29 protein-coding genes and 1 riboswitch are annotated in these 25567 nt (G+C 67.2%); of the genes, 10 read left to right on the forward strand and 19 right to left on the reverse strand.

Annotated elements, in window-relative coordinates; all coding sequences use genetic code 11:
* Positions 1–6: 6 nt before the first annotated feature.
* Positions 7–681, reverse strand: coding sequence for a PadR family transcriptional regulator (locus ACZY08_RS01130; RefSeq protein ID WP_463742779.1), 675 nt, complete (start codon positions 679–681; stop codon positions 7–9).
* A gap of 126 nt (positions 682–807) precedes the next feature.
* Here ACZY08_RS01130 and ACZY08_RS01135 point away from each other — a divergent pair, with 126 nt between their 5' ends.
* Genes ACZY08_RS01135 through ACZY08_RS01145 form a run of 3 tightly spaced genes read left to right on the forward strand, consistent with a single transcriptional unit; the run spans position 808 to position 3189 of the window.
* On the forward strand, positions 808–1344 hold the full coding sequence (locus ACZY08_RS01135) for a flavin reductase family protein (protein WP_463742780.1): 537 nt from the start codon (positions 808–810) through the stop codon (positions 1342–1344).
* Between the two features lie 4 nt (positions 1345–1348).
* Complete coding sequence (locus ACZY08_RS01140) at positions 1349–1942, forward strand: PaaI family thioesterase (RefSeq protein WP_463742781.1); 594 nt, start codon at positions 1349–1351, stop codon at positions 1940–1942.
* 17 nt (positions 1943–1959) lie between these two features.
* Entirely contained in the window at positions 1960–3189 is a 1230-nt protein-coding gene (locus tag ACZY08_RS01145) for an APC family permease (protein ID WP_463742782.1), read from the forward strand.
* Here the strand turns inward: ACZY08_RS01145 and ACZY08_RS01150 are convergent.
* From ACZY08_RS01150 to ACZY08_RS01165, 4 genes are read right to left on the reverse strand one after another with little or no spacing between them, the layout of a single operon-like run.
* Complete coding sequence (locus tag ACZY08_RS01150) at positions 3186–3854, reverse strand: GntR family transcriptional regulator (RefSeq protein ID WP_463742783.1); 669 nt, start codon at positions 3852–3854, stop codon at positions 3186–3188. The genes ACZY08_RS01145 and ACZY08_RS01150 overlap by 4 nt on opposite strands.
* A gap of 43 nt (positions 3855–3897) precedes the next feature.
* Positions 3898–4875: a transketolase family protein gene (locus tag ACZY08_RS01155; protein WP_463742784.1), complete on the reverse strand. Its 978-nt coding sequence runs from the start codon at positions 4873–4875 to the stop codon at positions 3898–3900.
* Complete coding sequence (locus tag ACZY08_RS01160) at positions 4872–5690, reverse strand: transketolase (RefSeq protein ID WP_463742785.1); 819 nt, start codon at positions 5688–5690, stop codon at positions 4872–4874. Before ACZY08_RS01160 ends, ACZY08_RS01155 begins: the two co-directional genes overlap by 4 nt.
* Entirely contained in the window at positions 5690–7021 is a 1332-nt protein-coding gene (locus tag ACZY08_RS01165) for an MFS transporter (protein WP_463742786.1), read from the reverse strand. Before ACZY08_RS01165 ends, ACZY08_RS01160 begins: the two co-directional genes overlap by 1 nt.
* Before the next feature lie 213 nt (positions 7022–7234).
* On the opposite strand from ACZY08_RS01165, the gene ACZY08_RS01170 reads away from it, so the two are divergent.
* From ACZY08_RS01170 to ACZY08_RS01190, 5 genes are read left to right on the forward strand one after another with little or no spacing between them, the layout of a single operon-like run.
* Entirely contained in the window at positions 7235–8077 is an 843-nt protein-coding gene (locus ACZY08_RS01170) for a sugar phosphate isomerase/epimerase family protein (RefSeq protein WP_463742787.1), read from the forward strand.
* A gap of 14 nt (positions 8078–8091) precedes the next feature.
* A complete protein-coding gene (locus ACZY08_RS01175; protein ID WP_463742788.1) occupies positions 8092–8862 on the forward strand; it encodes an SDR family NAD(P)-dependent oxidoreductase in 771 nt (256 codons plus the stop codon).
* Positions 8863–8875: 13 nt separating this feature from the next.
* Entirely contained in the window at positions 8876–10594 is a 1719-nt protein-coding gene (locus ACZY08_RS01180; protein WP_463742789.1) for a dihydroxyacetone kinase family protein, read from the forward strand.
* Entirely contained in the window at positions 10591–11061 is a 471-nt protein-coding gene (locus ACZY08_RS01185) for a ribose-5-phosphate isomerase (protein ID WP_463742790.1), read from the forward strand. Before ACZY08_RS01180 ends, ACZY08_RS01185 begins: the two co-directional genes overlap by 4 nt.
* Positions 11062–11117: 56 nt before the next feature.
* The gene (locus tag ACZY08_RS01190) at positions 11118–12437 is read left to right on the forward strand and encodes a uracil-xanthine permease family protein (RefSeq protein ID WP_463742791.1); all 1320 of its coding nucleotides are present in this window, start codon (positions 11118–11120) and stop codon (positions 12435–12437) included.
* Here ACZY08_RS01190 and ACZY08_RS01195 read toward each other — a convergent pair.
* From ACZY08_RS01195 to ACZY08_RS01215, 5 genes are read right to left on the reverse strand one after another with little or no spacing between them, the layout of a single operon-like run.
* Positions 12373–13398, reverse strand: a complete 1026-nt coding sequence (locus tag ACZY08_RS01195; protein ID WP_463742792.1) for an NAD(P)/FAD-dependent oxidoreductase — start codon at positions 13396–13398, stop codon at positions 12373–12375. The two genes, ACZY08_RS01190 and ACZY08_RS01195, sit on opposite strands and share 65 nt — an antisense overlap.
* A complete protein-coding gene (locus tag ACZY08_RS01200) occupies positions 13395–13904 on the reverse strand; it encodes an isoprenylcysteine carboxyl methyltransferase family protein (RefSeq protein ID WP_463742793.1) in 510 nt (169 codons plus the stop codon). Before ACZY08_RS01200 ends, ACZY08_RS01195 begins: the two co-directional genes overlap by 4 nt.
* A complete protein-coding gene (locus ACZY08_RS01205) occupies positions 13904–14971 on the reverse strand; it encodes a type III polyketide synthase (RefSeq protein WP_463742794.1) in 1068 nt (355 codons plus the stop codon). The genes ACZY08_RS01200 and ACZY08_RS01205 overlap by 1 nt, the downstream gene beginning before the upstream one ends.
* 52 nt (positions 14972–15023) lie before the next feature.
* Positions 15024–16451 carry a M28 family peptidase gene (locus ACZY08_RS01210; RefSeq protein WP_463742795.1) on the reverse strand — a complete coding sequence of 476 codons (1428 nt, stop codon included), beginning with the start codon at positions 16449–16451 and terminating at the stop codon, positions 15024–15026.
* Entirely contained in the window at positions 16448–17953 is a 1506-nt protein-coding gene (locus ACZY08_RS01215; RefSeq protein ID WP_463742796.1) for a M28 family metallopeptidase, read from the reverse strand. The genes ACZY08_RS01210 and ACZY08_RS01215 overlap by 4 nt, the downstream gene beginning before the upstream one ends.
* A gap of 336 nt (positions 17954–18289) precedes the next feature.
* Between ACZY08_RS01215 and ACZY08_RS01220 the strand changes: the two genes are divergently transcribed.
* Positions 18290–18994, forward strand: a complete 705-nt coding sequence (locus tag ACZY08_RS01220; RefSeq protein WP_463742797.1) for a slipin family protein — start codon at positions 18290–18292, stop codon at positions 18992–18994.
* Positions 18995–19001: 7 nt separating this feature from the next.
* Here ACZY08_RS01220 and ACZY08_RS01225 read toward each other — a convergent pair whose 3' ends face one another.
* From ACZY08_RS01225 to thiO, 8 genes are all read right to left on the reverse strand, one after another.
* The gene (locus ACZY08_RS01225; RefSeq protein WP_463742798.1) at positions 19002–19760 is read right to left on the reverse strand and encodes an ABC transporter permease; all 759 of its coding nucleotides are present in this window, start codon (positions 19758–19760) and stop codon (positions 19002–19004) included.
* Entirely contained in the window at positions 19757–20701 is a 945-nt protein-coding gene (locus ACZY08_RS01230; RefSeq protein ID WP_463742799.1) for an ATP-binding cassette domain-containing protein, read from the reverse strand. The genes ACZY08_RS01225 and ACZY08_RS01230 overlap by 4 nt, the downstream gene beginning before the upstream one ends.
* Positions 20702–20748: 47 nt before the next feature.
* Entirely contained in the window at positions 20749–21039 is a 291-nt protein-coding gene (locus ACZY08_RS01235; protein ID WP_463742800.1) for a WXG100 family type VII secretion target, read from the reverse strand.
* A 16-nt stretch (positions 21040–21055) separates the two neighbouring features.
* The gene (locus tag ACZY08_RS01240) at positions 21056–21355 is read right to left on the reverse strand and encodes a hypothetical protein (RefSeq protein ID WP_463742801.1); all 300 of its coding nucleotides are present in this window, start codon (positions 21353–21355) and stop codon (positions 21056–21058) included.
* A gap of 74 nt (positions 21356–21429) precedes the next feature.
* A complete protein-coding gene (locus ACZY08_RS01245; RefSeq protein ID WP_463742802.1) occupies positions 21430–22206 on the reverse strand; it encodes an SGNH/GDSL hydrolase family protein in 777 nt (258 codons plus the stop codon).
* Positions 22207–22212: 6 nt separating this feature from the next.
* A complete protein-coding gene (gene thiG, locus ACZY08_RS01250; protein WP_463742803.1) occupies positions 22213–22971 on the reverse strand; it encodes a thiazole synthase in 759 nt (252 codons plus the stop codon).
* Complete coding sequence (thiS, locus tag ACZY08_RS01255) at positions 22964–23164, reverse strand: sulfur carrier protein ThiS (protein WP_463742804.1); 201 nt, start codon at positions 23162–23164, stop codon at positions 22964–22966. Before thiS ends, thiG begins: the two co-directional genes overlap by 8 nt.
* Positions 23161–24165 (reverse strand): glycine oxidase ThiO, encoded by a 1005-nt coding sequence (thiO, locus tag ACZY08_RS01260; RefSeq protein ID WP_463742805.1) that lies wholly within the window; start codon positions 24163–24165, stop codon positions 23161–23163. Before thiO ends, thiS begins: the two co-directional genes overlap by 4 nt.
* Positions 24155–24269, reverse strand: a riboswitch (TPP riboswitch). It overlaps the preceding gene by 11 nt.
* 39 nt (positions 24270–24308) lie before the next feature.
* Between thiO and thiE the strand changes: the two genes are divergently transcribed.
* Entirely contained in the window at positions 24309–24980 is a 672-nt protein-coding gene (thiE, locus tag ACZY08_RS01265; RefSeq protein ID WP_463742806.1) for a thiamine phosphate synthase, read from the forward strand.
* Here the strand turns inward: thiE and ACZY08_RS01270 are convergent.
* Positions 24964–25470 carry an NUDIX hydrolase gene (locus ACZY08_RS01270; protein WP_463742807.1) on the reverse strand — a complete coding sequence of 169 codons (507 nt, stop codon included), beginning with the start codon at positions 25468–25470 and terminating at the stop codon, positions 24964–24966. The two genes, thiE and ACZY08_RS01270, sit on opposite strands and share 17 nt — an antisense overlap.
* Positions 25471–25567: the final 97 nt, after the last annotated feature.

A 25567-nucleotide genomic window follows, 5' to 3' on the forward strand; every position in this document is an offset into this window, starting at 1 on the left:
GGAAGGTCAGTCTGTGCCTGCGATGTCTTCGGCTTCGGCTTTCCTCTCGATCTCATACCAGTACGAAGGATCCGGCCACGGAATCTTCGCGCCTTCACCGACTTTCGGGAAGTTGGCCTCGGCCTCGTCGAGGTCCTTGATCAGTTGCAAGGTGAGTTCCCGCTCGGACGCGTAGTAGCGATCAGCCCAATCCAACGCGATCTTGGCGTATGCCCACGCCGGGTCGGCCGTGGACCAACGTGCTTCCTTGGCGGCGTCGCGTTGCATCCCATCGACATAGGCAAGATGTTCCTGCAGCATCTGCTTCAGCGTGGCGGGGTCACTGAGGTGGCCCATCGTCACTCGCATGAGCGCAGGATGCTTCAACGACGGGGGATCCGGCGGCGTCTCCCGCGCCCAGTGTGTGACGGCATCCAGACCCGACTGAGTGATCTTGTAAAGACGGCGGTTTCGCGTGCCGGTGCCATCCACTCGAGAGGTGAGCAAGCCCATCTTCTCCAGCTTCTTCAGATCGGAGTAGATCTGGCTGTACGCCGGGCTCCCGTAGAAATAGCGCATGCTCCAGTGGAGCCATTTGCGGATGTCGTAGCCGGAGAGTTCCTGCTCATAAGACAGCAACCCGAGCAGCGCCCAGCTGTTCGCGGCCAGCGCCGGCGTGGCTGTCTGCTCGGGGTCGTCCATGGCCCAAGGGTAACAACCCAGGTCACGCGGCCGTTCTCGATGAACCGCTGGACGGGAGACTGCATTGCACCAACGTGCTCACCTCGGTGAATCTGGGTCACGACACAAGACACCGGACGGAGAGCAATGGGACTCGAGAACGCCGCGACACTCGGCACGGCACCTCCGCGACCAGGACCCCAGGACATGCGCGCGGTGCTCGGGCACTTCTGCACCGGCATCGCCGTCATCACTGGTCACGACGGGCTGCGGCCGCTGGGATTTACCTGCCAATCGGTCACGTCGGTGTCGCTCGACCCGCCATACGTCTCGTTCTGCCCGTCCCGGAGCTCCTCAAGCTGGCCGCTGATCCGGGCCACCGGCCGGATGTGTATCAACATCCTGGCCGACGACCAGGAATCGTTGTGCGCACAGTTCGCCCGCAGCAGCGACGACAAGTTCGCCGGGATGGCCTGGAGCCCGGCCACGAATGGTGCCCCGCGCCTGCACGATACGTTGGCCACCATCGAAGCCGACCTTGAGTACGAGCACGGCGCGGGTGACCACACCATCGTGGTCACCCATGTCACGGCACTGGAAGCCCACAGCGGGCGGCCGCTGCTTTTCTATCGTGGTGATTACGGTGGCTTCGCTGACCGACGGCTCGATCCCACAACGGAGTAATGCATTGTCCGTACACAGCGAAACCGATGTCCCAGAAGCGCTTTACGCATCCCTCACCGAATCCGTGCGTCGAGTCGTCGACGCGACGATCCGAAGTCAGGCCGATCTGGACACGATTCGGTCCGCCAAAGCGAAGATCGATGCGGCGGCAGACGAACTCAGCCAGTCGTTGATCCCCGGTTCCTTCGGTATCCAAGAGGCCCTCGACGGGCAATCCCTCGCATGGGGTAACGCCGTCATCGGCTTGCGCAACGCCCTGGCGCCCCCATTGCTGGTCCATCACGAATCCGACGGCCGAGTCTGGGCCGATGTGACGCTCGGCGCGGCCTACGAGGGTCCCGCCGGCCATGTGCACGGCGGAATCTGTGCGCTTCTGCTCGACCATGTCCTCGGTGCCACCGCCCACAAGCCAGGTCAGCCCGCGGTAACCGGAACGCTGACCGTCCGCTACGAAGCCGGGACCCGCCTCGGACCTGTTCGCGCCGAGGCACACATCGACCGCGTTGAAGGCGCGAAAACCTTTGCCGTCGGGCACCTCGCGACCGCGGACGGCATCACGGTTCGCGCCGAAGGTGTCTTCTTCCACCCACGCGCATGACCGCTTAACATCGCGGGGTGACCACGCCCGGCGGCCTTCAGCGCAGACTCGGGACCACCGACGCCGTAGTGATCGGCCTGGGATCGATGGTGGGGGCGGGCATTTTCGCCGCCCTGGCCCCGGCCGCCGGTGCGGCCGGGAGCGGACTGCTCATCGGCCTCGCAGTCGCCGCCGTCGTCGCCTACTGCAATGCGACGTCGTCTGCGCGACTGGCCGCGCGCTATCCGCAATCCGGCGGCACCTACGTCTACGGGCGCGAACGGCTCGGCGAGTTCTGGGGTTACACAGCCGGCTGGAGTTTCATCGTCGGCAAGACCGCCTCATGTGCGGCGATGGCGCTGACCGTCGGGGTTTACGTCTGGCCGCAGTGGGCGCATGCCGTGGCGGTGGCCGCCGTGGTGGCGTTGACGGCGGTGAACTATGCCGGAATCCAGAAGTCGGCACTGCTGACCCGGATCATCGTCGCGGGCGTGCTGGCGGTCCTGGCCGCGGTCGTGGTGATCATCGCCGGTTCCGGTGCCGCTGACTCGGTCCGCCTGGAGGTCGGCGACGTGGGTGTCGGCGGCGTGCTTCAGGCTGCGGGCCTGCTGTTCTTCGCGTTCGCCGGATACGCCCGGATCGCCACCCTCTGTGAAGAGGTCCGTGACCCGGCCCGGACCATTCCACGTGCGATTCCGATTGCGCTGGGTATCGCGCTGGTGATCTATGCGGGCGTGGCGGTCGCGGTGCTCTCGGTCCTCGGTGGTTCCGGTCTGGCGACCGCACCCGCACCATTGGCCGACGCGGTGGCGGCCGCCGGCGCGCCCGGCTGGCAACCGGTGGTGCGGGCCGGAGCCGCGACCGCGGCCCTGGGCTCCCTGCTGGCCCTGATCCTCGGGGTGTCGCGCACGACGCTGGCGATGGCCCGTGACCATCATCTGCCACATGGGCTGGCCGCCGTGCATCCTCGGTTCGCGGTCCCGCACCGTGCCGAAGTGGTGGTCGGCATCGTGGTGGCGATACTGGCCGCGGTGGTGGATCTGCGTGGCGCGATCGGGTTTTCGTCGTTCGCGGTGTTGTTGTACTACGCGATCGCGAATGTCTCGGCGTGGACGCTGGAGCCGAAGAACTGGTGGCTGCGCATCATCCCGGCTCTGGGTCTGCTGGGCTGCCTGGTGCTGGCTTTCTCGCTACCTATGACTTCGGTGGTCGCCGGGCTAGCGGTGGTGGCGGTCGGTGCCGCGATCTATCGCGTGCGGCGATGCTAGTCGGCGTCTTCCACCAAAACCGTTGCGGCAGTGCACATATGCTCCCGGACAGTGGCCGCCGCCGCGCCGGCATCGCCGGATTCGATGGCATCGACGATTTCCAGATGCCGTTTGGCGTCCATGTTCTTGAGCGCCCGGTCCACCCCGGCATACATGATCGACATCCGGATGCTGCCCTCCAACGACGACCACAGATGCAACAAGGTCTCGTTGCCGCTCAAGTGACACATCGTCCGATGAAACTTGAGGTCAGCCTCGATCCGATCCTCCAGGTTCGACGCCGCCCAACGCTCCATGTCGGCGACGGCGCTACGCAGGGCCGACACGGCGGCGCTGCGATCCTCCCGCGATGCCAGTTCACTGGCGGCCAACGACTCCAGGGCGCCCCGGACGTCGAACATGTCCTTGATTTCCTTGGTGTCGAGATGACGGACCGAGAGCCGGCCCCGTGGCCCGGCCGAAATCAGCCCTTCCTGCTGCAGCTGCCGCATGGCTTCGCGCAATGTGCCCCGGCTGATCTGCAGTGCGTCGGACAGATCAGTCTCGACCAGGTGGGTGCCGGGCTGGAGCTGGCCCGAAGTGATTGCCCGGCGCAGCGCCGAAAGCGCTTGCTCACGCAGGCTGGTCTTCTCAAGCCGCAGCAGCGACGGGGTATCGACCGACATTGACTGCTCCTTGATTGTTAACATTTGTATGTCAACACTGATGCTACAACCGCTCCAGCACCGACGCGACAATTCGCCGGGTCGACAGGCCGTAACGGTCGTGCAGGGTCGGCAAGGCGCCGGCGGCCAGAAATTCGTCCGGCAACGCGATGGGCGTGACCTGTCGGCTGACTCCTCGCTGCACCATCGCCGAGGCGACGGTTTCGAACAATCCACCGACCACGGTGTGGTTCTCCAGAGTCAGCGCCAACCGGTCCGAATCGAGCTCGCGCAACACGGTTTCCGCGTCGAACGGCTTGAGCGTCGGCGTGTGCACAACAGCAGCCCCGACATTGTGGGCGGCCAGTTCCTCGGCGGCCAACAGCGCCCGCATCGTCATCAGCCCACTGGAAACGAACACGACGTCGTTGCCGGGCCGCACCACCTTGGCTTTGCCGAGTTCAAATGTGTAGCCGTACTCGTCAAGCACCGTCGGGACCTGCCCGCGCAACAGGCGCAGGTAGGTGGGGCCCGCGTGTTCGGCCAGCTGCGGCACGGCCTGCTCGATGTCGACCGAATCGCACGGATCCACGATGGTCAGCCCGGGCATTCCGCGGAAGATGGCAACGTCCTCGGTGGCCTGGTGTGACGGGCCGTAGCCCGTGGTCAGGCCGGGGAGCCCACCGACAATGTTGACGTTGAGGCCCGGCTCCGCGATGTCGAGACAGATGAAGTCGTAGGCCCGTCGTGCGGCGAACACCGAATAGGTCGAGGCAAAGGGGATCAGCCCGGTCTCGGCCATTCCCGCTGCGGCACCGAACAGCAACTGCTCCGCCATACCCATCTGAAAGAACCGCTCGGGGAAGGACTGAGAGAAGATGTGCATGTCGGTGTATTTGCCGAGATCGGCTGTCAGGCCGACGATGCGGTCGTCGGCCTGGGCGGCTTTGACCAGCGCATGCCCGAACGGCGCGGGGGTGGTCTTCTGGCCCGGATCGGCGAATGACGCGATCATCGCCGATGTGCGCAGCTTGGTGGTCATACCGATACTCCTTCAGTGAGCTGGTTGCGGCAGATCTGCCACTCGTCGGCGTCGATCCGCATGAAGTGTGCTTTCTCCCGATTTTCCAGCAACGGCACTCCCTTGCCGATCCTGGTGTCGCACAAGATGACTGAAGGTCGTTCGGTACTGACGCCATCGAACGCATCGAGCAATGCGTTGACGTCGTTGCCGTCCACGCGCTGGACATGCCAGCCGCACGCGGCCCACTTGTCGGGCACCGGCTCGGTGCGCAAGACCCCGGCGGTCGGCCCGTCGGCCTGAAGCGCGTTGATGTCCACCATCGCGATCAGGTTGGTCAGGCCGTGATGCGACGCGCCCATGGCCGCCTCCCACGTGGAGCCCTCGTCGAGTTCGCCGTCGGAGAGAAAGTTGAACACGCGCGCGTTGTTTCCCTGGTGTCGCAGGCCCAGCGCCATCCCGACCGCCACGGTGAGACCGTGACCGAGCGATCCGCCGGAGATCTCCATTCCCGGTGTGTAGCTGGCCATTCCGGACATGGGCAAACGCGACTCATCCGAACCGTAGGTTTCGAGTTCGGCAACGTCGACGATGCCGGCCTCGGCGAGTGCGGCATAAAGACCGATCGCGTAGTGCCCGGTCGACAGCAGGAACCGGTCACGGCCGGCCCAATGGGGATCCTCGGCACGGTAGCGCAGTTGGTCGGCGTAAACCGCGGCGAGCATGTCGGCGGCGCCCAGAGCCTGTCCGACATAGCCCTGCCCTTGAGCTTCGCCCATGTCGAGTACGTGGTGACGCATCCGGTAGGCAGCATCACGCACCTTCGCCGCGCGCATCAGGCGGCCAGAGCGAGGTCGGCGGCTGCTTTGTCGGCGGCCTTACGTTCGGCCGGTCCCCAGGTTTCCCGGGTGACGAGGGCCGCCCACAGGCCGATCGCGGCGTAGGCCGAGAACAACAAGGCCGGTCCCATCCATCCCATCCACTCGAACAGCAGCGTCGTGATGAAGGGCGTAAAGCCTGAGACCATGGCCGAAATCTGGTAGGCCAGTGAGGCACCGGATGCGCGGGTGTTCGCGGTGAACAGCTCCGGGAACCAGGCGCCCTGGGCACCGGCCAAAGCGTTCTGGCACATGCAGTAGGCCACCACGAACGTCGCTACGATCATCAGGACCATGCCGGTGTTGACGAGCATGAACATCAACACACCGAACGGGATACCGAAGGCACAGACCCAGATGTAGACCGGCCGCCGTCCCACCCGGTCGGTGAGCTGGGCCCAGGCCGTGGTTGCCACGATGCCGACTCCGGCGGCAATACACAGTGCCACAAGGGTTTCAGTGGCCGTGGCGAGCTTCGCGGTCTTGAGGTAGGAGATCATGTAGGTGATGGACACCGCGTAACCGGCTGTCTCGGCGATTCGAAGGCCGATGCCGCGCACGATGTTTCGCCAGTCGTTCTTGATCACCTCGACGATCGGCGCCTTGACGATCTTGCCCTCGTCCTTGACATCTTCGAACACCGGCGATTCGGGCACCTTGGCCCGGATGATCAGCCCGACGACGACGAGCACGATGCTGGCCAGGAACGGCAGCCGCCAGGCCCAGTCCCCACCGATGTGCACGCTGCCGAGGAACACCAAGTTCGCCAGCAGCAGACCGACCGGGAAACCGGCCTGCACGATGCCGGTGTAGCGGCCCTTTTCTTTCCAGGGGGCGTGCTCGTAGCTCATCAGGATCGCTCCGCCCCATTCCGCACCGAAGGCCAGGCCCTGAACGATGCGGACGGTGACCAGCAGAATGGGTGCCAGCACTCCGACCGCGGCGTAGGTGGGCAGCAGACCGATGGCGAACGTGGCCAGTCCCATGATCAGCAGGGAAGCCACCAGCACGGGTTTGCGGCCGACCTTGTCACCGAGGTGCCCGCCGATGATGCCGCCGAGTGGGCGGGCCGCGAAGCCGACACCGAGGGTCGCGAAGGCAGCCAGTGTGCCGGCCACCGGACTGGAGTTCGGAAAGAACGCGTGGCCGAAGTACAGCGCGGCGGCGGTTCCGAATCCGATGAAGTCGTAGGTTTCGATCACGGCGCCGACGGCGGAGCCGACGGCCACCCGTTTGGCGTCCTTCGTGCCGAGTACAGGACCCCGCATGTTGAGAGCGTCGTCGCTCATGGGCTCATCCTTTCAAATCCCGTTCAAATCGGTGTCTAGCTGGGAATCCCCGGGACTGTTGACGGTCAACAGTGCGTAGCGAATCCCAGTGTGAGCCCGCACACACCACACTGTCAACAGTCGACATAAATTGAATGCCGCCCGTTGACTGTTAACAGTCGACTGGCGTACTGTGGGCGCGGTCACAAGGACCAGGAAGAAAGCACCAGCCAGATGCCCGAGCAGTCACCGTCCGCGTTCCACAGCCGCCTCGGCTGTTCGACGATCAGCTTCCGCCACCAGCCGCTGCCCCAGGCCCTGGAGACCATCAGCGGACTCGGCTTCGGCGAGATCGACCTCGGCGCGCTGCCCGGCGTGTGTGATCACGTTCCGTACGTGCTGGACGAGGACGCTGTGCGGGAGGTGTCGGCCACGGTTTCGTCCTCCGGCATCCGGGTCCGCTCGATCAACGGCGACATCGGCGATCTCAACGTCCCGCTCGACGACGCAGCTCGCGCGGCGCGGGCCCGCCACCTGGACATGCTGCTAAAGCTCGCCTTCGCCACCGGAGCCGATGCCCTGGTGCTGCCGTGCGGCGCGCTCGACCACACGCCGGCGCGCTCACTCGACGAGGATCTGGGTCTGGTGGCCGCCGAGCTGGCCGCCGCGGCCACCAGCGCCGCTGACTACGGCGTCGAGCTCTGGACCGAGTCCCTGCACTTCTTCCGGTTGTGCTGCGACATCGAGCGGGCCCGGCAATTGACCGACCAGCTGGACGAAAACGTCGGAATCGTCATGGATTTCAGCCACATCGTGGCCTCCGGCGGCAACCCCGTCGACTTCGTGGACCGGTGCGGGCCGCGAATCACGCACGTCCACATCCGGGATGCCGTTCCCGGCAACATCAACCTGTCGGTCGGCAACGGCCAGGTCGATTTCGCAACCGGGCTCAAGAGTCTCGCCGATGCCGGTTACCCCGGACACTTCGCGCTGGAACTCGAAACGCGCGATGTCAGCCACGACGATCGTCCCGCCGCCACTGCCGCGGCCGGAAACCTCATCTCCGCCCTGATCTGAAAGGAACCACTCCAATGTCAGTCACCCGTACCGCCGTCGTCACCGGAGCCACCTCCGACAAGGGCATCGGCGTCGCCGTTGCCGAGCGCTACGCCAAGGAGGGGTGGGCCGTCGTCATCCTCGACCTGGACGGCGAGAAGTCGGCCAAGGTCGCCGCCGAGATCGGCAACCAATTCGGCGTTCCAGCCTTCGGCCATGCCATCGACGTGACCTCCGAGGATTCGGTGACCGCCGCCCACGATGCGGTCGCCGCCGAGGTGGCGTCGGGCAATCTCCCAGTCGTCGGTGCGCTGGCCAACATCGCCGGCATCACCTCGCCGGTGCCGTTCCTCGAGACCAGCCTGGACCTGTGGAACAAGGTCATGGCGGTCAATGCCACCGGAACCTATCTGGTGACGAAGGCTTTCCTGCCCGGCATGATCGACGCCGGCTGGGGCCGCATCGTCAACATGAGTTCGGTGTCCGCGCAGCGCGGCGGCGGCGTCTTCGGCAAGGTGCCCTACTCCTCGGCCAAGGCCGCGATCCTCGGCTTCACCAAGGCCCTGGCCCGTGAGATCGCCGATACCGGCGTCACCGTCAACGCCGTGACCCCCGGCGCGGTCGACACCAACATCCGGGTCGGCTCCACCGACGAGCAGGAGGCCAAGCTCGCCGCCGACATCCCGATCGGCCGTACCGCCACCACCGATGAGATCGCGGCTGTCATGACGTTCCTGTCCAGCCAGGACGCCAGCTACCTGACCGGAACCACCGTTGACATCAACGGTGGCAGCCACATGCACTGACGAGGACTCCGCGATGACACGCCTGTTCAACGATCCGGCCACCTTCACCGAAGACATGCTCGCCGGCTTCCTCGACGCGAACGCACAGTACGTCACCGGGGTGCCCGGCGGAGTGGTGCGCTCCACCGAAACCCCTTCGGGCAAGGTCGCAGTCGTCGTTGGCGGCGGCTCTGGCCACTACCCCGCTTTCTGCGGAGTGGTCGGCAGGGGCTTCGCCGACGGAGCGGTGGTCGGCAACATCTTCACCTCACCGTCCACCCGTGAGGCCGTATCGGTGGCCCGCGCCGCCCACGGGAATGCCGGGGTTCTGATGATCACCGGCAACTATGCCGGCGACGTGATGAACTTCGGTCTTGCCGTGACGCAGCTGCAGTCCGAAGGCATCGACGCCCGCTACCTGGCGGTCACCGACGATATAGCGAGCGCGCCCGTCGAAGACATCGCCAAACGACGTGGCATTGCCGGAGATTTCACCGTATTCCGTTGCGCAGGTGCGGCTGCCGAGGAAGGTCACGGCCTCGACACCGTCGAGGCCGTGGCCCGCAAGTCAAACGACCTCACCCGCACGCTGGGTGTCGCATTCGACGGCTGCACCATGCCGGGCGTGGACCGACCGCTGTTCACCGTCACGGCAGGCTCGATGGATCTCGGCCTCGGCATCCACGGCGAGCCCGGCGTATCCAGCCACACCATGCCCACCGCGGCCGAGTTGGCCGAGCTTCTGGTCACCGGCGTCATGGCGGAAAAGCCTTCGGGCACAAGTGATCGCGTTGCGGTGATCCTCAACGGGCTTGGCCGCACCAAATACGAAGAACTGTTCGTGGTGTGGAAGACCGTGGCGGCACTGCTGGCCGAGGCCGGCTACACCGTGGTGCAACCGGAGGTCGGTGAACTCGTCACCAGCCTGGACATGGCCGGATGCTCACTGACCGTGATGTGGCTCGACGACGAACTCGAACGGCTGTGGACTTCACCCGCCGACACCCCTGCCTACCGCAAAGGCAGTATCACCGCCGGCGATGCCAGGATCCGCACGGTCGTGACAGCGCAGGCAGACCACGCACAGATCGATCTGGCCGACACTGATGGTGCGGCGGCGGCAGCGCTTGTCGCCACGGGCATTTCGGCGATCGCCGCGCGGATGGTCGCGGCCGAGCAGGAGCTCGGACGCATCGACGCGGTGGCCGGGGACGGTGATCACGGGCGTGGAATGGTCAAGGGCACCGGGGCCGCCGATGCCGCGGCCGCCTCAGCGCTCGCACAAGGCGGAGGCACCGAGTCGGTGCTGGCCGCCGCGGGTGATTCCTGGGCTGCCAAGGCGGGCGGAACCTCCGGCGTGCTGTGGGGCGCCGCGCTCACAGCGGCCGGCCGCCGGCTCGGAGATTCCGGGGCCCCCGGAGACGTCGACGTCCTCGCGGCGCTGGAGGCAGGCCGCGATGCCCTGATCTCGTTGGGCAACGCCCAGCGAGGCGACAAGACGATGCTGGATGCGCTGATTCCATTCGTGGCGGCCGTGCAATCCGCGGTAAACAGCGGAATCGACTGGCGTACAGCATGGTTGGCGTCAGTAGAGGTGGCCGAGAAGGCGGCCGCAGAGACCGCCGAGCTGCGGCCGAAGGTGGGCCGGGCCCGCCCGCTGGCCGAACGCAGCATCGGAACCCCCGATGCCGGGGCGATATCCCTGGCGATGTGTGTCCACACTGTCGCCGACCTGATCGAGGAGCACCGATGAGCCACCCGAGTCTGCGCATCGTCGTCGGGTGTGACGACGCCGGGTTGCAGTACAAGGACACCCTGCGGGCCGACCTGGAGGCCGACGAGCGCGTCGCCTCGGTCGTCGACGTCGGGGTCGGCGCCGACGAGCACACCGCCTATCCGCACGTCGCGGTCGCCGCGGCCCGGATGGTAGCCGAAGGTAGGGCCGACCGGGCGCTGCTGGTCTGCGGCACCGGGCTCGGGGTGGCGATCAGCGCCAACAAGGTCCCGGGCATCCGTGCGGTGACCGCCCACGACAGTTTCTCCGTCGAGCGGTCGGTGTTGTCCAACAACGCCCAGGTGCTGTGCTTCGGCCAGCGGGTCATCGGTATCGAGTTGGCCCGCCGCCTGACCCGGGAATGGCTGGGCTACACCTTCGATCCCTCCTCGGCGTCGGCGGACAAGGTCTCGGCGATCTGTGGGTACGAACCGCAGCACGCCTAGCCCGGAATGCCGTTTCGGCGGGCGCGGCAGCCGATCATGGTGTGTAGTCAACAATCGTGATTCCGCTGCGTTGGAAATACGTCGAGACCCGCACCGACGACGACTTCGTCGTCGCCCCCGGAGAACGGCTCGATTGGGCCAGCACCATCGGCATCGGTGCCCAGCACGTGGTGGCCATGTTCGGCGCCACGTTCCTGGTTCCGGTGCTCACGGGCTTTCCGCCGGCCACCACTCTGCTGTTCTCCGGTGTCGGGACAATCTTGTTCCTGCTCATCACGGGCAACCGGTTGCCGAGCTATCTGGGGTCGAGTTTCTCGGTGATCGCCCCGGTGACGGCAGCGGTGGCCGCCCACGGAACCGGAAGTGCGCTGGGCGGTTTGATCGCCGTCGGAGTGTTGTTGATCCTCATCGGCGCCGTGGTGCACCTGATCGGAACCCGGTGGATCGACCTGACCCTGCCGCCGGTGGTCACCGGGGCGATCGTCGCGCTGATCGGCTTCAACCTGGCCCCCGCAGCCAAGGCCAATTTCGAGAAGGGCCCGCTGGTCGGGTTGGTGACACTGGTATTGCTGGTCGGCACGCTGGCCTTCTTCAAGGGGTTGATCGGCAGGCTGGCGATCTTCGGCGCGGTCGTGATCGGGTATCTGCTGGCGCTGGCACTCGGTGACGTGGACACCACGGCGATCGCGGCGGCGCCGTGGCTGGGACTGCCCGAGTTCCACACCCCCACGTTCAGTCTGGCGGTGCTACCGCTGTTCTTGCCCGCGGTGATCGCACTGGTGGCCGAGAACATCGGGCACGTCAAGTCGGTGGGACAGATGACGGGCACCGACCTCGATCCGATGATCGGCCGGGCACTGGCCGCCGACGGGGTGGCCACCGTGCTGGCCGGCGCCGGCGGCGGTTCGGCCACCACCACCTACGCCGAGAACATCGGGGTGATGGCGGCCACCCGGGTCTACTCAACCGCGGCGTACTGGGTGGCCGCGGCGGTGGCCATCGCATTGTCGTTGTGCCCCAAGGTCGGAGCGGCGATCTCGGCCATCCCGCCGGGTGTACTGGGCGGCGCGACCATTGTGCTCTACGGCCTGGTCGGCATCCTGGGCGTACGGATCTGGCTGACCAATCACGTGGACTTCTCCAAGCCCGTCAACCAGATGACCGCGGCCATCCCGCTGATCATCGGAATCGCCGATTTCACCTGGCAACTGGGTTCGCTGACGTTCACCGGGATCGCGCTGGGCTCCATCGCCGCGCTGCTGGTGTTCCACGGCATGCGGTTGCTGGAGTACCTCGGTGACCTGGCGCGGCCTACTCCCCCAAAGCATTCACCACCCGAGCAAACACCGACGGCAGCGCCGCCGACGCCGGGGTGATGCAAGCCCGCACCGGACCAAAACCACTGCCGTGCAACAGGGCTGCGGTCAGCAAGCGATAGCGGCGCGTCAACGCGCGCCACTGCCGGTCGTAGTCACCCGGGGCGTCCGCCCGCACACATCCGACCAGAAGTTCGGCCGCACCGAAGGCCAGGCCCAGCCCCTCCCCGGTCAGCGCATCCACGTAGCCTGCCGCGTCACCGACCAACAGCACCCGCCCCGCACTGCGGTTGCGGACTTTCTGCCGTAGCGGCCCGGCGGCCCGGTCCTGGCCGTGTTCAAGGCCGTCGATCCGCTCGACCAGCATCGGGAACGCCGCCAGGTGCTGATCGAAGCCGCCGCGCTCCGACGTCAGGATGGCTATCCCGACACAGTTCTCGCCGACCGGCGTCACATACGCCTCGGTGTCGGGTCCCCAGTAGACCTCGACGCAATCCGACCACGGGGCGATCTGGATGTGACGGCGAATTCCCCAACGGCGTCGCCTGCCCTCACCGCCGCTGAGCCCGAGCGAGCGGCGGATCGGCGAATGCAGACCGTCGGCGGCCGCCAGGTAGCGGGCCTGAAAACCGGCCGCGCTCACCGATATCGAGTCCTGGGTCACCGGGCCCACCTCACCGTGGACCACCCGAACCCCGGCCGCCGACGCCGCCTCCGACAGCGCGGCATGGAGCTCCGTGCGGCGCACTCCGCGGCCTGCCCCGTCGCGGAACCTGGCCTCGGCGGTGCGGCGCCCGTCGAGGTAACGAATGCCGAAAAAGGCCCTGCAATTCCCTCCCTCGATGTCCGCGCCCAGACGCTGCAGCTGCCGGACCGAGTGCGGCATCAGGCCCTCACCACAGGCCTTGTCGATCGGGCCCTGGCGACGTTCCACCACCACGACCTCCAGCCCGGCGCGGGCGGCGTGCACCGCGGTGGCCAGTCCGGCCGGGCCGCCACCTGCCACGAGCAGATCGATCATGTCAAGCCTTGCAACGCTTCATTTTCCACACGGATCCGGGTTCGCAGCAGGGCAGCGTTGGCCACGGTGAACACCAGAGCGGTGATCCATGCGCCGCCGGCCAGCGGCAACGCGGCCCCCTCGGTGACCACTGCCACGTAATTCGGGTGCGGCAGCACCCGGTACGGTCCGTCGACGATGCGCGGGGCGCCCGGCACCACCACGACCCTGGTGTTCCACTGCCTGCCCAGCGTGGTGATGCACCACCAGCGCAGCGCCTGGGCAGCGAGCACGACCACCGCCATCATCCGGCCGAGGATGGGCGATGGCCGGCGCCGACGTGCCTCCACCACCGCACCCACCAGCAGCGCGCTGTGCAGCGCCACCATCACCGGATAGTGACTCGCCCCGAATTCCTTGCCGCCCGAAGCGATGCTCCACTTCAGGTTGCGTTTGGACACCACCAGCTCCAGGAGCCGCTCAGCGGCAACAAGAACGATCAGCGCGGTGAATCTCTTGGCCGTCATCAGCGCCAGCGCAGCAGGACGAGTTCGGAACAGAACCCCGGACCCATGGCCATCATCACCCCGGGCGTATCCGACTCCGGCCGTTTGCGGATGGTGTCGCGCAAGACGTGCAGCACCGAGGACGATGACAAGTTGCCGACGTCGGCCAGCGACTGCCAGGTGAGATCCAGTGCGTCCTCAGGTAATCCGAGGGTTTCGATGATGGCCTCGATCACCTTGGGCCCACCCGGATGGCTGACCCAGGCGGACACATCGTCGACGGAGAGGCCGTGCCCACCGAGAAATCCGGTGACGTCATCGCCCAGGTAGCGCCCGACGAAGCCCGGAACCTCGGCGCTGAGCACGATCTCGAAGCCGTCGGAACCTATATCCCAGCCCATGGCGTGCAACGAATCCGGATACAGATGACTGCGTGAGTCCAGCACATCGGGTCCGGTGGGGTTGAGCTGACGGGCCCGTTCCTCGCCGACCGCAACCACCGCCGCGGCACCGTCACCGAACAGTGCACCGGCCACCAGCGTCGGCATGGAGGGATTGTGTTTGCGGGTCAGCGAACACAATTCCACCGACACCAGGACCGCCACCGTGTCGGGCGCACCGCGCAGATAGTCGTTGAGGCGGGCGATGCCGGCGGCGCCGGCCACACAACCCAGACCGAAGATCGGGATGCGGCGCACGTCCGGCCGCAGGCCGAGGCGCCCGGCGATCCGGGCGTCCAGCGACGGAACCGCGGCGCCGGTGACGGTGGTGGTGACGATCAGGTCCACATCCTGCGGACGCAGACCCGCATCATCGAGCGCACCGGACAGTGCGGCGCAGCCCAGTTCTGTTGCGTGCTCGATGAACAGGCTGTTGCTCTTACCGAAATCGTCGAGCTGGGCATATTCCTCGAGCGGGAGAACCAGATACCTGCTGTTCACTTTCGCGCTCTTGTGCAGCGCCCGCACCACCTCCTCGGACTCGGCGTATCCGGGCAGGTCCAGCAGGGTGGTGGTGACCTCCTCCTGGGTATATCGATGCGGCGGCAGTACCGCATGGACGCCGGCAATGGAGCTGTGGCTGGGCATTCTCGCGACGTTAATTCCCATACCCGTACAACGGGGGCCTACCCCTGACGGTTCAACCGCGGTGCCTCTTGTCCCGTGCCGGCACACCGTTGAGGCCCTCGATCGACTGGGCGTAGGTGCCAACGGTGAACGCGATCGCCGATCCCATGATCCCGAGCGCACGCGCATCGATGTTGTCGATGGTGTCACGTGCGGTGTGATAGTTCGGATCGAAGGCCACCCCGGTTCGTCCGCCCCACAGTCGGGCCTGAACCTTGCTCTTGCGCTGCGACGATCCGGTGGTGGCACCTCCGATCGGCACCCCGGCCTGCAGGAGTGGATGGTAGTCGGTGTTGATGCCGATCGGCATGTCCGCGGGCCGCACCCCGGCGAGGTTGAGGTAGCCGGCCATGGTCCGTTCGATGCCGGCCGAACCCTCGGGTATCGGTTTGGGGTCTCCTGCCTGGCCGGACTGGTCGCCGTCGTAGGTGAAGAACCCGGCGTTGGGTGAGCCGACCATGTCGAAGTTCAGGTACAGCGCGAGATCGTCGAGTTGGTCCAGCGGCAGGCTGCGCACGTACTGCGTCGACCCTTCCAGCCCCATCTCCTCGGCACCCCAGAACGCGAACCGCACTGCATTCGTCGCCTTCGGCGAACTACCGAGCTGCAGCGCGGTTTCCAATACGGCTGCCACGCCGGACCCGTTGTCGTTGATGCCGGGGCCACCACCCACACTGTCCAGGTGCGCGCCGACGAGCACCACATCCGAGGTCGAACCGGTCTTCGTCTGCGCAGTCACGCTGCGGGATTTGACCATCTCGGCTTTGCCGTCGAGGGTCAGCCGAACCGGGGCGCTGGTGCCGAGCAGCGCCGCATCTGCAGTCTCGTCGATGACGCCGACCGGCACGGTGAGTTGGCGGTAGTAGCCGGTGCTGAACAACCCACCCGGAGCGGGCTGCCGCCCACGGTTGACCACAAGCAACCCGACCGCGCCCTTGGCCAACGCGGTGTTCTGTTTGACCACAACGGAACACCCGGTCTCGTCGACAACCGCAATGGCACCGGAGATATTCACCGAGCCGTAGTCGGAGGCCGCGCACCCGGAGGGCTTGGCCGGCCGCAACGTGGGCGCGTTGAGCCCGCCCGGTGCCGTCATCACCAGCATCGACGCCTGATCCACTTCGTAACTGCGCCCGGAAACGTTCAGCGAGGGGTTCCCTCCGCGCATCGAGCCCATCCGCTCGAACTCGGGTGTCTGCACGTCGAAACCCTTGTCCCGCAGCAGTTGTGCCACATAGTCGACGCTGGCGTCGTATCGGGAACTGCCGACCGCCCGGTTGCCGTCATGGCTGTCGGCGATCTCCTGGAACTTGCGCAGGTGGGTGAACATGGCGTCGACGGTGATCTTGCCTGCCAGATCCTGGGGCTCGACAGCCGACTGCGCCGAGCAGCCCGCCAGTGCGGCACCGAGCAATATTGCAGCGAGTCGACGCGCCGTCACTGCGGGGTGATCTGGTGGCGCGTACGGTCTGCGCGGACCGGTAAACCGTTGCGACCCCGCTGATCTTGGGCATATAGCCCGACAGCAAATGCAACTCCCTCGCCATGTATCTGCAACGCATCCCGGTTCACGTGGTCAAGGGTATCGGTGTTCTTGTGATAGTTCGGGTCGAATGGTTCATCCGCCTGGCCGGCCCACAATTTCGCCTCTTCGGCGGTCATCTTGTCCTCGGCGCCCGAGAACAACCCCCCGGCGGGAACCCCGGCCATGGTGAACCCGTCGTAGTCGGACCGACCGTCAAAACTGGTGTCACGCGGCGTCTTTCCCGCTTCTTTCAGATAGGCCGCCAGGGTCCGCTCGATTCCCGCCGAGCCCTCGGGAACACGCGGACGCCCCTGTTCGTCCAGCGGTGCGGACTGGTCGCCGTCGTAGGTGAAGAAGCCCGCGTTGGGCGAGCCGAGCATGTCGAAGTTCAGGTACATGGCAATGTCCTTGAGCCCTTCGTCATCCAGGGACTCGACATAGTTGGTCGAGCCGAGCAAACCTTCCTCCTCGGCGCCCCAGAAGCCGAATCGCACGGCGTTGGCCACCTCCGGCGAATCACCCAGCTGCAGAGCAGTTTCCAGGACGGCGGCGACCCCGGAGCCGTTGTCGTTGATGCCGGGGCCCTCGGGAACGCTGTCGAGGTGTGCCCCGACCATGACCACGTCCGAGGTCGACCCGGTCTTCGTCTGGGCGACGACATTGCGGGTGTGCTCGACGCGCACCCCGGCCACGAGCTTGAGCGTGGCGGGGCCGGGCGCGTTGCGTAAACGGGTGCCCTCGTCCTTCGTCACACTGACCACCGGAATCTTGACATCGGTGTTGCGGCCCAGCGTGCCGCCCATCTTCTCTTCGTTGTCGGTGTTGACGACGATCATCGCCACAGCACCGCGCTCGGCGGCCGCGGACTGCTTGTCCGCGAAGGGGCAGGAGCCACGGTCGACCAGGACCACGGCGCCGGCGACGGGCAGTCCGTCATAGTCGGCGGCCTGGCACCCCGGCGTGTCCTCCACCTTCGCGGGGACCAGCGGCCCGGACACCCCTTCCTGGGCGGTGCCGATGGTGAACCCCAGCGGCTTGGCGGTGACCGGCTGACCACCGACGGTCACCTGCGGATCCTCGGCGAACGGGAGTTTCACCTCGAACTCCGGGGTCTGGACGTCAAATCCCTTATCGCGCAGCGCACCGGCGACGTAATCGACACTCGCGTCGTACCCCGCGGTGCCCAGCGCGCGGTTGCCGTCGTGCGCATTGGCTATCTCCTGCAGCTTGCCCAGATGCCCCATCATCGCGTCGGTCGACACCTGCGCACGCAACTCGTCGGCGTACAGCACCGCCGACGATGAGGACTCCCGGGACGCCTGCCCGTCGGTCTGCAGTTCGGTCTTTGCATCACAGCCGGCCAGCCCCACGGTCAGCGCCAGTGCGCCGAGAACCGCCCCCGTCGAAGTACGTCGCATTGGACCCACGGTAGCCGCTGCCTCGAATTGCCCGACCGATAAATCAGTTGCCTGGCGATTTGCTGTGATGGCATGGTGTTCCACGGCGCCGACAGGGAAGCAGGCCGCGCGGGGTACCGCAACGTTTCTGCGTGTTGCCGGCGGCGTCATGGCACAGGTAAAGGGCCTGAGGTTCGAATCCTCTCTTGCAACCCCGATACCGTCGCCGGAATCGCGCACTCGGGGGCCTTGCGGCCCGCACCCGCCGGTACGGGGGTGCGACGCCCCGCCCGCGGTTGCGTCCGGTGGCGGTATCCCTTTGCCACACAGACACATACACCGGAAGGAGGACACGATATGGGCATCTTCACGTTCAACCGAATCACCGTTTCTGCAGGCCAGTGCGCACTGGAGTACCGCGACGGCACGCTGGGTCGTGTCCTGCCCCCGGGGCGCCACCGCATTGATGTGGCGGCCTCGGTGGTGCGTGTCGAGATGCGTGAGCAGGTGCTCACGCTGGCGCCGCAGGAGGTGCTGACCTCGGATGCGGTGACGCTGCGGATCACCGTCGCGCTGCAGTTCAAGGTCAGCGACGCGGTGGCCTACGTGGAGGCGGCGGCCGATCCGATGGCCGCGGTGTACCTCGCCGCGCAGATCGCCCTGCGCGACCTCGTCGCCGCAGTGACCGCCGACGAGGTGATGCAGCGGGGCAACCGCATCGATGCTGCGGCGATCGCTGCGGCAGCGCGGACGGCCGGTGCCCGCACCGGGGTCGAGGTGATCGAGGCGTTCGTGAAGGACGTGATCATCCCGGCCGAGATCCGGGCCGCGGCCATGCAGCTGGTGACGGCCAAGGCCACCGGGGCGGCCAAGCTGGAAGCGGCCCGCGCCGAGACCGCGGCACTGCGCGCGCTGGCCAATGCCGGCAAGCTGCTGGATGCCCACCCGGCCCTGGCTCAGCTGCAGCTGATCCAGCGCGTGCCGTACGGGTCGAAGGTGGTACTGGCCCTCGGCACGGCCGAAGCGGCTGGTTCGACGGAGGTGGCGTCTGACCCGGAGTAATTCCGGGTCAGGCGTCACGCCTGTTCAGCACGACCGCGGCGGCGACAAACGCCACCGCGACCCACACCATGAAGTACACCAGCGAGCCCAGCTCACCCCACGGCATGACATACGTCGGGAACAGCCAGTCCACGTGCAGGAACGTGAACATGTTGGCGAACGGCAACCAGGGACCTGTCTGCGGGCCGGAGTTCGGCATGTTGCCGAGCAGAGGCTCGGCCACCAGCGGCCACAGCAGCAGGACCGCCACCGCGCCCGCAGCGAATCGCACCAGCGCCCCGACCGCCACCCCGAGCACCGCGGCCAGCGCGGCGTACAACGCGAACCCGCCGGCCACCCGCCACGTCGCCGGGTTGGCCATCGACAGCTGCGGACCGACCACCGGGTCGGCGACCATCCGGGCCACCAACACCGAGGCCAGCACCATCACCACCGCGCACACCGAGGAGAACGCCGCGCACACCACCGCTTTCGCGGTGAGCACCTGCGTTCGGTTCGGGGTGGCCAACAAGGTCGTGCGGATCAGGCCGCTGCGGTACTCGCCGGTCATCGTCATCGAGGACAGGACCATGAGCACGGGAACCCCGAACACCGCGACACCCAACGCGGCCTTGGACGGGGACAGCGCGGAATAGTGGTCCGCCGTCATGCCCTGCATGGCGGCCAGGCCGAGGCTGAGCACCGCGACACCGACCGTCGACCACAGCGGGGAGCGGGTGGTGGACAGCTTGATGCGCTCGGCGTCGAGTGCGGCCAGTGCGCTCATCGTTCTTCTCGGTTCTTCGCGCGAGCGCTCATCACAACACCAGCCCGGTAATCGACGGCATCATCGGTGAGTTTCAGATACGCCTCCTCCAGCGAGGCCTGCCGCTGGCTCAACTCGTGCAGGGTGATCGCGTTGCGCGCGGCCAGGTCGCCGATCACCTCGATCGCCGCGCCGTGCACCGCCAGCGCGTCGCCGTCGGCGGCGGCCTCCACCTCGAACCCGGCATCGGTGAGAACCTCACGCAGTGTCTCGAGTTGTGGGGTGCGGACCCGCACGGCATCGGCGGACGTGCCGCTGACGAACTCGCTCACCGTCGTCGAGGCGATCAGCTTGCCCTGCCCGATCACCACCAACCGATCTGCGGTGTTGGACATCTCGGCCAGCAGATGGCTGGACACGAACACTGTGCGGCCCTCGGCGGCGAGGCTGCGCATCAGGGTGCGCACCCAGTGGATGCCCTCGGGATCCAGGCCGTTGACCGGTTCGTCGAACAGCAGCACCGGCGGATCGCCGAGCAGCGCGGCGGCGATCCCCAACCGCTGGCTCATGCCCAACGACAGCGCCCCGGCATTGCGTTCTCCTGCCGCCGTCAGCCCGACCGTCTCGAGCACCTCGTCCACCCGGGTCGCCGGAATCCGGTTGGCCGCGGCGATCCAGCGCAGGTGGTTGCGGGCGGAGCGGTTCGGATGGGCCTGCCGCGCGTCGAGCAGGGCGCCGACCGTGCGCAGCGGGTCACGTAGCTCCCGATAGTGCTTGCCGTCGATGGTCGCGTTCCCGGCACTGGGATGGTCCAGTCCGAGGATCAGCCGCATCGTGGTGGTCTTGCCTGCGCCGTTGGGCCCGAGGAAGCCGGTGACCACGCCCGGCTCGACGGTGCACGTCAGATCGTCGACAGCGCGGTGGGTGCCGTAGAGCTTTGTCAGCCCGGTCAGTTCGATCATCACCGCCATCATTGCAGGCGGTGTCGTTCTGACTGCTCAGGTTCAGATCAGCTGAACATTCCCGTCACATCGGACTCGGTGGTGTTGAGCGTGTCGATGCCCGCGTGAACCGCGGCGCACAGCTGGTCCAGCGCCTGAGCCTCTTCGTCGGCTTCCTTGTTCCACTCGCTGTACTGCTGATTGAACTGTTCCGAGGCCGTGCCACTCCACATCCCGCCGATGTCGGCCATCAGCGAGGTCTCTTCCTCGAGGATCTGTTTGACCTTGGCGGCCTCGGCATCCAGCTCGGCGGCCAGCTGCCGCGTCCGTTCGAACTGGACGCTGATATCGGTGCTCATTCGGAAACCTTCTGTTTCAAATGTTCATGGACTGGGCCAGCGAACCCGCCGCGTCACTGTCGGTCCCCTCGTATGCCGCGATCGCCTCGCTGAGGAGGTGCGACATGTCGAGCTCTTCCCGACGGACGTCCGATGCCTGCGTGAGGTAATTCGAGAGTGCGGTCTGGACCGCTGAGCCCGACGTTCCCGCCCATGCTGTGGCGAGCTCACCTGCGATCTCGGCGACGCGGCGCTCGTGCTGGGCGCGTTCGGCGGCGAATTTCGACAGTTGGGCAGACTTCTTCCGAAGCTCGTCACCATTCAACCCCAGGGCCATGGCACCTCCCTCAATGCAAGCCAGAACTTCTTCAAAGATTGTTACACGCCGCCATCAGCCCCGATGTCACGAATTCAGGCGCCGGCGCCGGCCTGCGCCACCACCAGATCGGCAACCGCCCGCATGCCCGCGGCGTTGGGATGCAGCGGCGCCGGCCGGCATGGCCAGGGCAAACCGGGCCGCGTCGTCCATGGCCGGGCCGACCAGGCATGGTGCGCCACGCTGGCCTGCGCAGCGCGAACCCATCCGCAGTCTGTCTGCGCGGCCGCCTCTCCGGTGAGTCGTTCCAGGGTGGCCGCGATGTGCCGTCCGAGCGCGACGTCGGCCTCCGACAGGGGCGGCGACACGACGCCTTCTGGCGGCAGCAGAGTCAGGTAGTCCACGAACAGCACCCGTGCCAGCGGAGCGCGCCGCCGGATCTCACGTCCCACGGTCACCAGTGCAGCTGCCACGTCGGTCAGCGCCGCCGCCCGTGCGTCGGGGTCGAGCAGGTCACGCAACCGCGAACCCAGCAGCGGCAGGGACCGGGTGAACCGAGGCAGGGCGGCGGCCATCAGCTGGGGCACGTAGCCGGCGTCGTTGCCACCGATCGTGACGGTGACGAGAGCCTCGGACCCGTCGAGCGCATCGATCTGCGGTGGCGCACCGTTCTGACGATCCCGCAGTATGTGCGCGGTGGTGGCCCCGGAGTAGGTCACATCTACCAGATCGAGCCCGAGCTGGGCGGCCACCAGATGCGGGTAATTGCGGGCCGAGCGGCTCGCCTGCCACGGCGCGCCGGCAGCCGACGGCTTGATCCCGGGCCCGGCCGCCATCGAACTGCCCAGGGCCACATAGCGTTTACCGTGCACGTCGAATCACAATGCCGGGCTCGACGCCTGCGCCCAGAACCGCTTCGGAATCCGGCCCGCCTGGCGTGCCAGATATCCGGCGGTGACGGCCGCCGACATCGCCGCAGCCATGGTGGGTGGATCGGATGCCCGGGTGACGGCGGTGGCCAACAGCACTGCATCGCAGCCCAATTCCATCGCCAGCGCGGCATCCGACGCCGTGCCGATCCCGGCGTCCAGCACCACCGGCACCCCGGCCTGCTCGACGATCATCTCGATGTTGTGCGGGTTGGAGATGCCCAGGCCTGTTCCGATCGGCGAGCCCAGCGGCATGACCGCGGCGCACCCGGTGTCCTCCAGCCGGCGGGCCAGCACCGGGTCGTCGTTGGTGTAGGGCAGCACGATGAACCCGTCATCGACCAATTGTTCTGCCGCCTTGACCAATTCGATGGCATCGGGCAACAGTGTGCGGTCGTCGGCGATGACTTCGAGTTTGACCAGATCGGTGCCCAGCGCCTCGCGGGCCAACTGCGCGGTGAGCACGGCCTCGGCCGCGCCGCGACAGCCCGCGGTGTTGGGCAGCGCCGCGATACCGAGCCGGTTGAGCAGATCGAGCACTCCGGTGCCGGCCTCGGCGTCCACCCGTCGCATCGCCACGGTCGTCAACTCTGTCCCCGAGGCGACCAATGCCTCTTCCAGCACAGCCAGATTCGGTGCACCGCCGGTGCCCATGATCAGCCGGGAGCCGAACTCCCGGCCGCCGATGACGAGTTTTGAATCAGCCACCCTGCACCGCCGTCACGACCTCCACCCGGGCGCCGTCGGCCAGCGTCCGGTCCCATTCCGACCGGGGCAGCACTGTCCAGTCCAGAGCGACGGCGATGCCCTTGTCCGGAAAGCCGCGAGTCTCCAGGAGTCCCTCGACGGTGGTCTGGTCGTCCACCTCCAGGGCCTCGTTGTTGACCGTGATGGTGATCATTTCGCTCCCACACTCATCTCGAGCTCAGCCGCGACCCGCTCAGCGGTCCACGGTGCCAACAGAAATCCGTTGCGGCCGTGCCCGACGGCCACCAGGGTCCGCTCGTCGACCCGCTCGACGATGGGCAGCCCGTCGGGCGTCATCGGCCGCAGTCCGGCCGCAGTCTCGGCCAGCTCGTACTCGCCCAGTGCGGGCATCACCGCGCAGGCGTCCTCGAGCAGGTCGCGCACCCCGCTGACCACCGGCGCGGTGTCGCGCCCGTGCTCGTACTGGGTGGCGCCGACCACCACGCCGTCGGCACGCGGCACGAGGTACACCGGCCGGCCGTGCACACGGGCCCGGATCACCCGCTGCGGCACCGGCATACAGCCCTTACGCCACCGCAGCCGCAGCACCTCGCCCTTGACCGGGCGCACCGGCAGGCCCGGCCACAGCTTCGGGGAGTCGATCCCGTTGGCGATCACCCGCACGTCCGCCTCGATTTCGGACAGGTCCGCGACCGGCCCGGCCCACCGCACCGCCAGTCGTTCGCAGTGCGCGGCCAGCCCGTCGACCACGGCGCGGTTGTCCACGGCGAGTTCGGTGGTGGCCCGGAACCCGTGCCGGATGCCTTGGGCTAGTAGGGGTTCCACGTCACGCGCGGCCGTGGTCAGCTCGACCGGCTGTCCTTGGGCAGACAGCCATTCGGCGACGGTACGCAGATCGGCCACGTCGGCCCGGTCGACGGCGACCACCAGCGACTCGCGGGCGGTGACCACCTCGGGCGCCAGCCCGTCGAGAAACCCCGAGTGCCACAGCTTCAGCGATTCCAGGCCGATCTGCAGGATCTGCTCTTCGCCCGGCCAGCCTTCGCTGTGCGGGGCCAGCATGCCGCCGGCCACCCATGAGGCACCACGTTCGGTGGTGCAGTGCAGCCGCACGGTCCAGCCGTCCAGCGCAGCCCGGCGTGCGACAGACAGCCCGATGACACCGCCGCCGATGACGGCGAGTGTTCGCGCCATATCCGCTCCCTTCGCCGGCATGACCCGGATCAGGTGTGACGGTCAGGGCCGGTCCGTGTGCCCACTCTCAGCCCCTCGTCCCAGGGACTCCCGTATTGATTGCCAGTCCAGGGTACTCGGGCGGTACCCGCTACCGTCGCGGTGTGGAATCACCCGCCGACCGTTTGCAGCGCGCCACCCTCTACCTGTGCACCGACGCCCGTCGGGAGCGCGGTGACCTGGCCGAATTCGCCGACGCGGCGCTGGCCGGCGGGGTGGATCTGATCCAGCTACGTGACAAGGGCTCAGCCGGGGAGAAGCGGCTCGGCCCACTGGAGGCCCGGCAGGAACTCGAGGCGCTGGAGATCCTGGCCGGGGCCGCCCGCCGCCACGGTGCACTGCTCGCGGTCAACGACCGCGCCGACATCGCGCTGGCGGCCGGAGCCGACGTGCTCCACCTGGGCCAGGACGATCTGCCGTTGGACGTTGCGCGCGGCATCATCGGCGATCGTCGGGTGATCGGTCGCTCCACGCATGACGCCGCGCAGGCCGCGGCGGCCGTCACCGAAGCAGTGGACTACTTCTGTGTCGGCCCGTGCTGGCCCACCCCGACCAAGCCGGGCCGAACCGCGCCGGGACTGGACCTGGTGCGCTCGACGGCGGCGCTGAACCCGGCCAAGCCGTGGTTCGCGATCGGCGGGATCGATCAGCAACGGCTGCCCGAGGTGCTGGCTGCCGGGGCCCGGCGCATCGTGGTGGTCCGCGCGATCACCGCGGCCGAAGATCCGCGGGCCGCAGCCTCCGAACTCAAGGCAATGATCAGCGCGGCGGGTTGAGTTCGAGCGGCAGGGACGCCGTCACCGCCCGAAGCTGCTCCCAACTGGCGGCGAACCCGGGATGCAGCGGCAACTCGGCGACCTCGTCCTCGGCCACCCAGCGCAACTCCGAGCTCTCCCGGTTCGGAATGGTCTCCAGCGGTGCGGGCACATCGGCGATCACCGTGGTGTAGCTCCAGTGCGTGCCGCCGGTGCCGGCCACCTCGGCCGTCACCACCGTGGTCCGCACGGTGAGCTGCTCGGCGGTCACCCCGGCTTCCTCGTTGGCCTCCCGGACCGCGGCCTGCTCGGCGGTCTCGTGACTGTCGCGGGCACCTCCGGGCAAGGCCCAGGTTCCGCCCTGATGACTCCACGGGGCGCGGTGTTGCAGCAGCACGGCCGCCGATCCACCCGGCCACGGCGCGCGCAGCAACAGGCCGGCCGCACCGTGACGCCCCCAGTAACGGGCGCCGTTGTCGGAGAACACCCAGCCGTCACCGTCGCCTCGCACCCGTACAGAATAGGGAACGTCGCCAGTTTCGGTGGGGCCCAATTTCTCCGCGAGCCTAAGCGCAGCCCTCTTAGAATTTTTTTATAGTGTGGGGACA

Source organism: Mycobacterium sp. IDUB_9, assembly GCF_055419505.1.

Bases quoted from the DNA above. Each gene is read 5' to 3' on its own strand.
- ACZY08_RS01130 (WP_463742779.1), bottom strand. From the start codon at position 681: ATGGACGACCCCGAGCAGACAGCCACGCCGGCGCTGGCCGCGAACAGC.
- ACZY08_RS01135 (WP_463742780.1), top strand. From the start codon at position 808: ATGGGACTCGAGAACGCCGCGACACTCGGCACGGCACCTCCGCGACCA.
- ACZY08_RS01150 (WP_463742783.1), bottom strand. From the start codon at position 3,854: ATGTCGGTCGATACCCCGTCGCTGCTGCGGCTTGAGAAGACCAGCCTG.
- ACZY08_RS01155 (WP_463742784.1), bottom strand. From the start codon at position 4,875: ATGACCACCAAGCTGCGCACATCGGCGATGATCGCGTCATTCGCCGAT.
- ACZY08_RS01160 (WP_463742785.1), bottom strand. From the start codon at position 5,690: ATGCGCGCGGCGAAGGTGCGTGATGCTGCCTACCGGATGCGTCACCAC.
- ACZY08_RS01165 (WP_463742786.1), bottom strand. From the start codon at position 7,021: ATGAGCGACGACGCTCTCAACATGCGGGGTCCTGTACTCGGCACGAAG.
- ACZY08_RS01170 (WP_463742787.1), top strand. From the start codon at position 7,235: ATGCCCGAGCAGTCACCGTCCGCGTTCCACAGCCGCCTCGGCTGTTCG.
- ACZY08_RS01175 (WP_463742788.1), top strand. From the start codon at position 8,092: ATGTCAGTCACCCGTACCGCCGTCGTCACCGGAGCCACCTCCGACAAG.
- ACZY08_RS01180 (WP_463742789.1), top strand. From the start codon at position 8,876: ATGACACGCCTGTTCAACGATCCGGCCACCTTCACCGAAGACATGCTC.
- ACZY08_RS01185 (WP_463742790.1), top strand. From the start codon at position 10,591: ATGAGCCACCCGAGTCTGCGCATCGTCGTCGGGTGTGACGACGCCGGG.
- ACZY08_RS01195 (WP_463742792.1), bottom strand. From the start codon at position 13,398: ATGATCGATCTGCTCGTGGCAGGTGGCGGCCCGGCCGGACTGGCCACC.
- ACZY08_RS01200 (WP_463742793.1), bottom strand. From the start codon at position 13,904: ATGACGGCCAAGAGATTCACCGCGCTGATCGTTCTTGTTGCCGCTGAG.
- ACZY08_RS01205 (WP_463742794.1), bottom strand. From the start codon at position 14,971: ATGCCCAGCCACAGCTCCATTGCCGGCGTCCATGCGGTACTGCCGCCG.
- ACZY08_RS01215 (WP_463742796.1), bottom strand. From the start codon at position 17,953: ATGCGACGTACTTCGACGGGGGCGGTTCTCGGCGCACTGGCGCTGACC.
- ACZY08_RS01220 (WP_463742797.1), top strand. From the start codon at position 18,290: ATGGGCATCTTCACGTTCAACCGAATCACCGTTTCTGCAGGCCAGTGC.
- ACZY08_RS01225 (WP_463742798.1), bottom strand. From the start codon at position 19,760: ATGAGCGCACTGGCCGCACTCGACGCCGAGCGCATCAAGCTGTCCACC.
- ACZY08_RS01230 (WP_463742799.1), bottom strand. From the start codon at position 20,701: ATGATCGAACTGACCGGGCTGACAAAGCTCTACGGCACCCACCGCGCT.
- ACZY08_RS01235 (WP_463742800.1), bottom strand. From the start codon at position 21,039: ATGAGCACCGATATCAGCGTCCAGTTCGAACGGACGCGGCAGCTGGCC.
- ACZY08_RS01240 (WP_463742801.1), bottom strand. From the start codon at position 21,355: ATGGCCCTGGGGTTGAATGGTGACGAGCTTCGGAAGAAGTCTGCCCAA.
- thiS (WP_463742804.1), bottom strand. From the start codon at position 23,164: ATGATCACCATCACGGTCAACAACGAGGCCCTGGAGGTGGACGACCAG.
- thiO (WP_463742805.1), bottom strand. From the start codon at position 24,165: ATGGCGCGAACACTCGCCGTCATCGGCGGCGGTGTCATCGGGCTGTCT.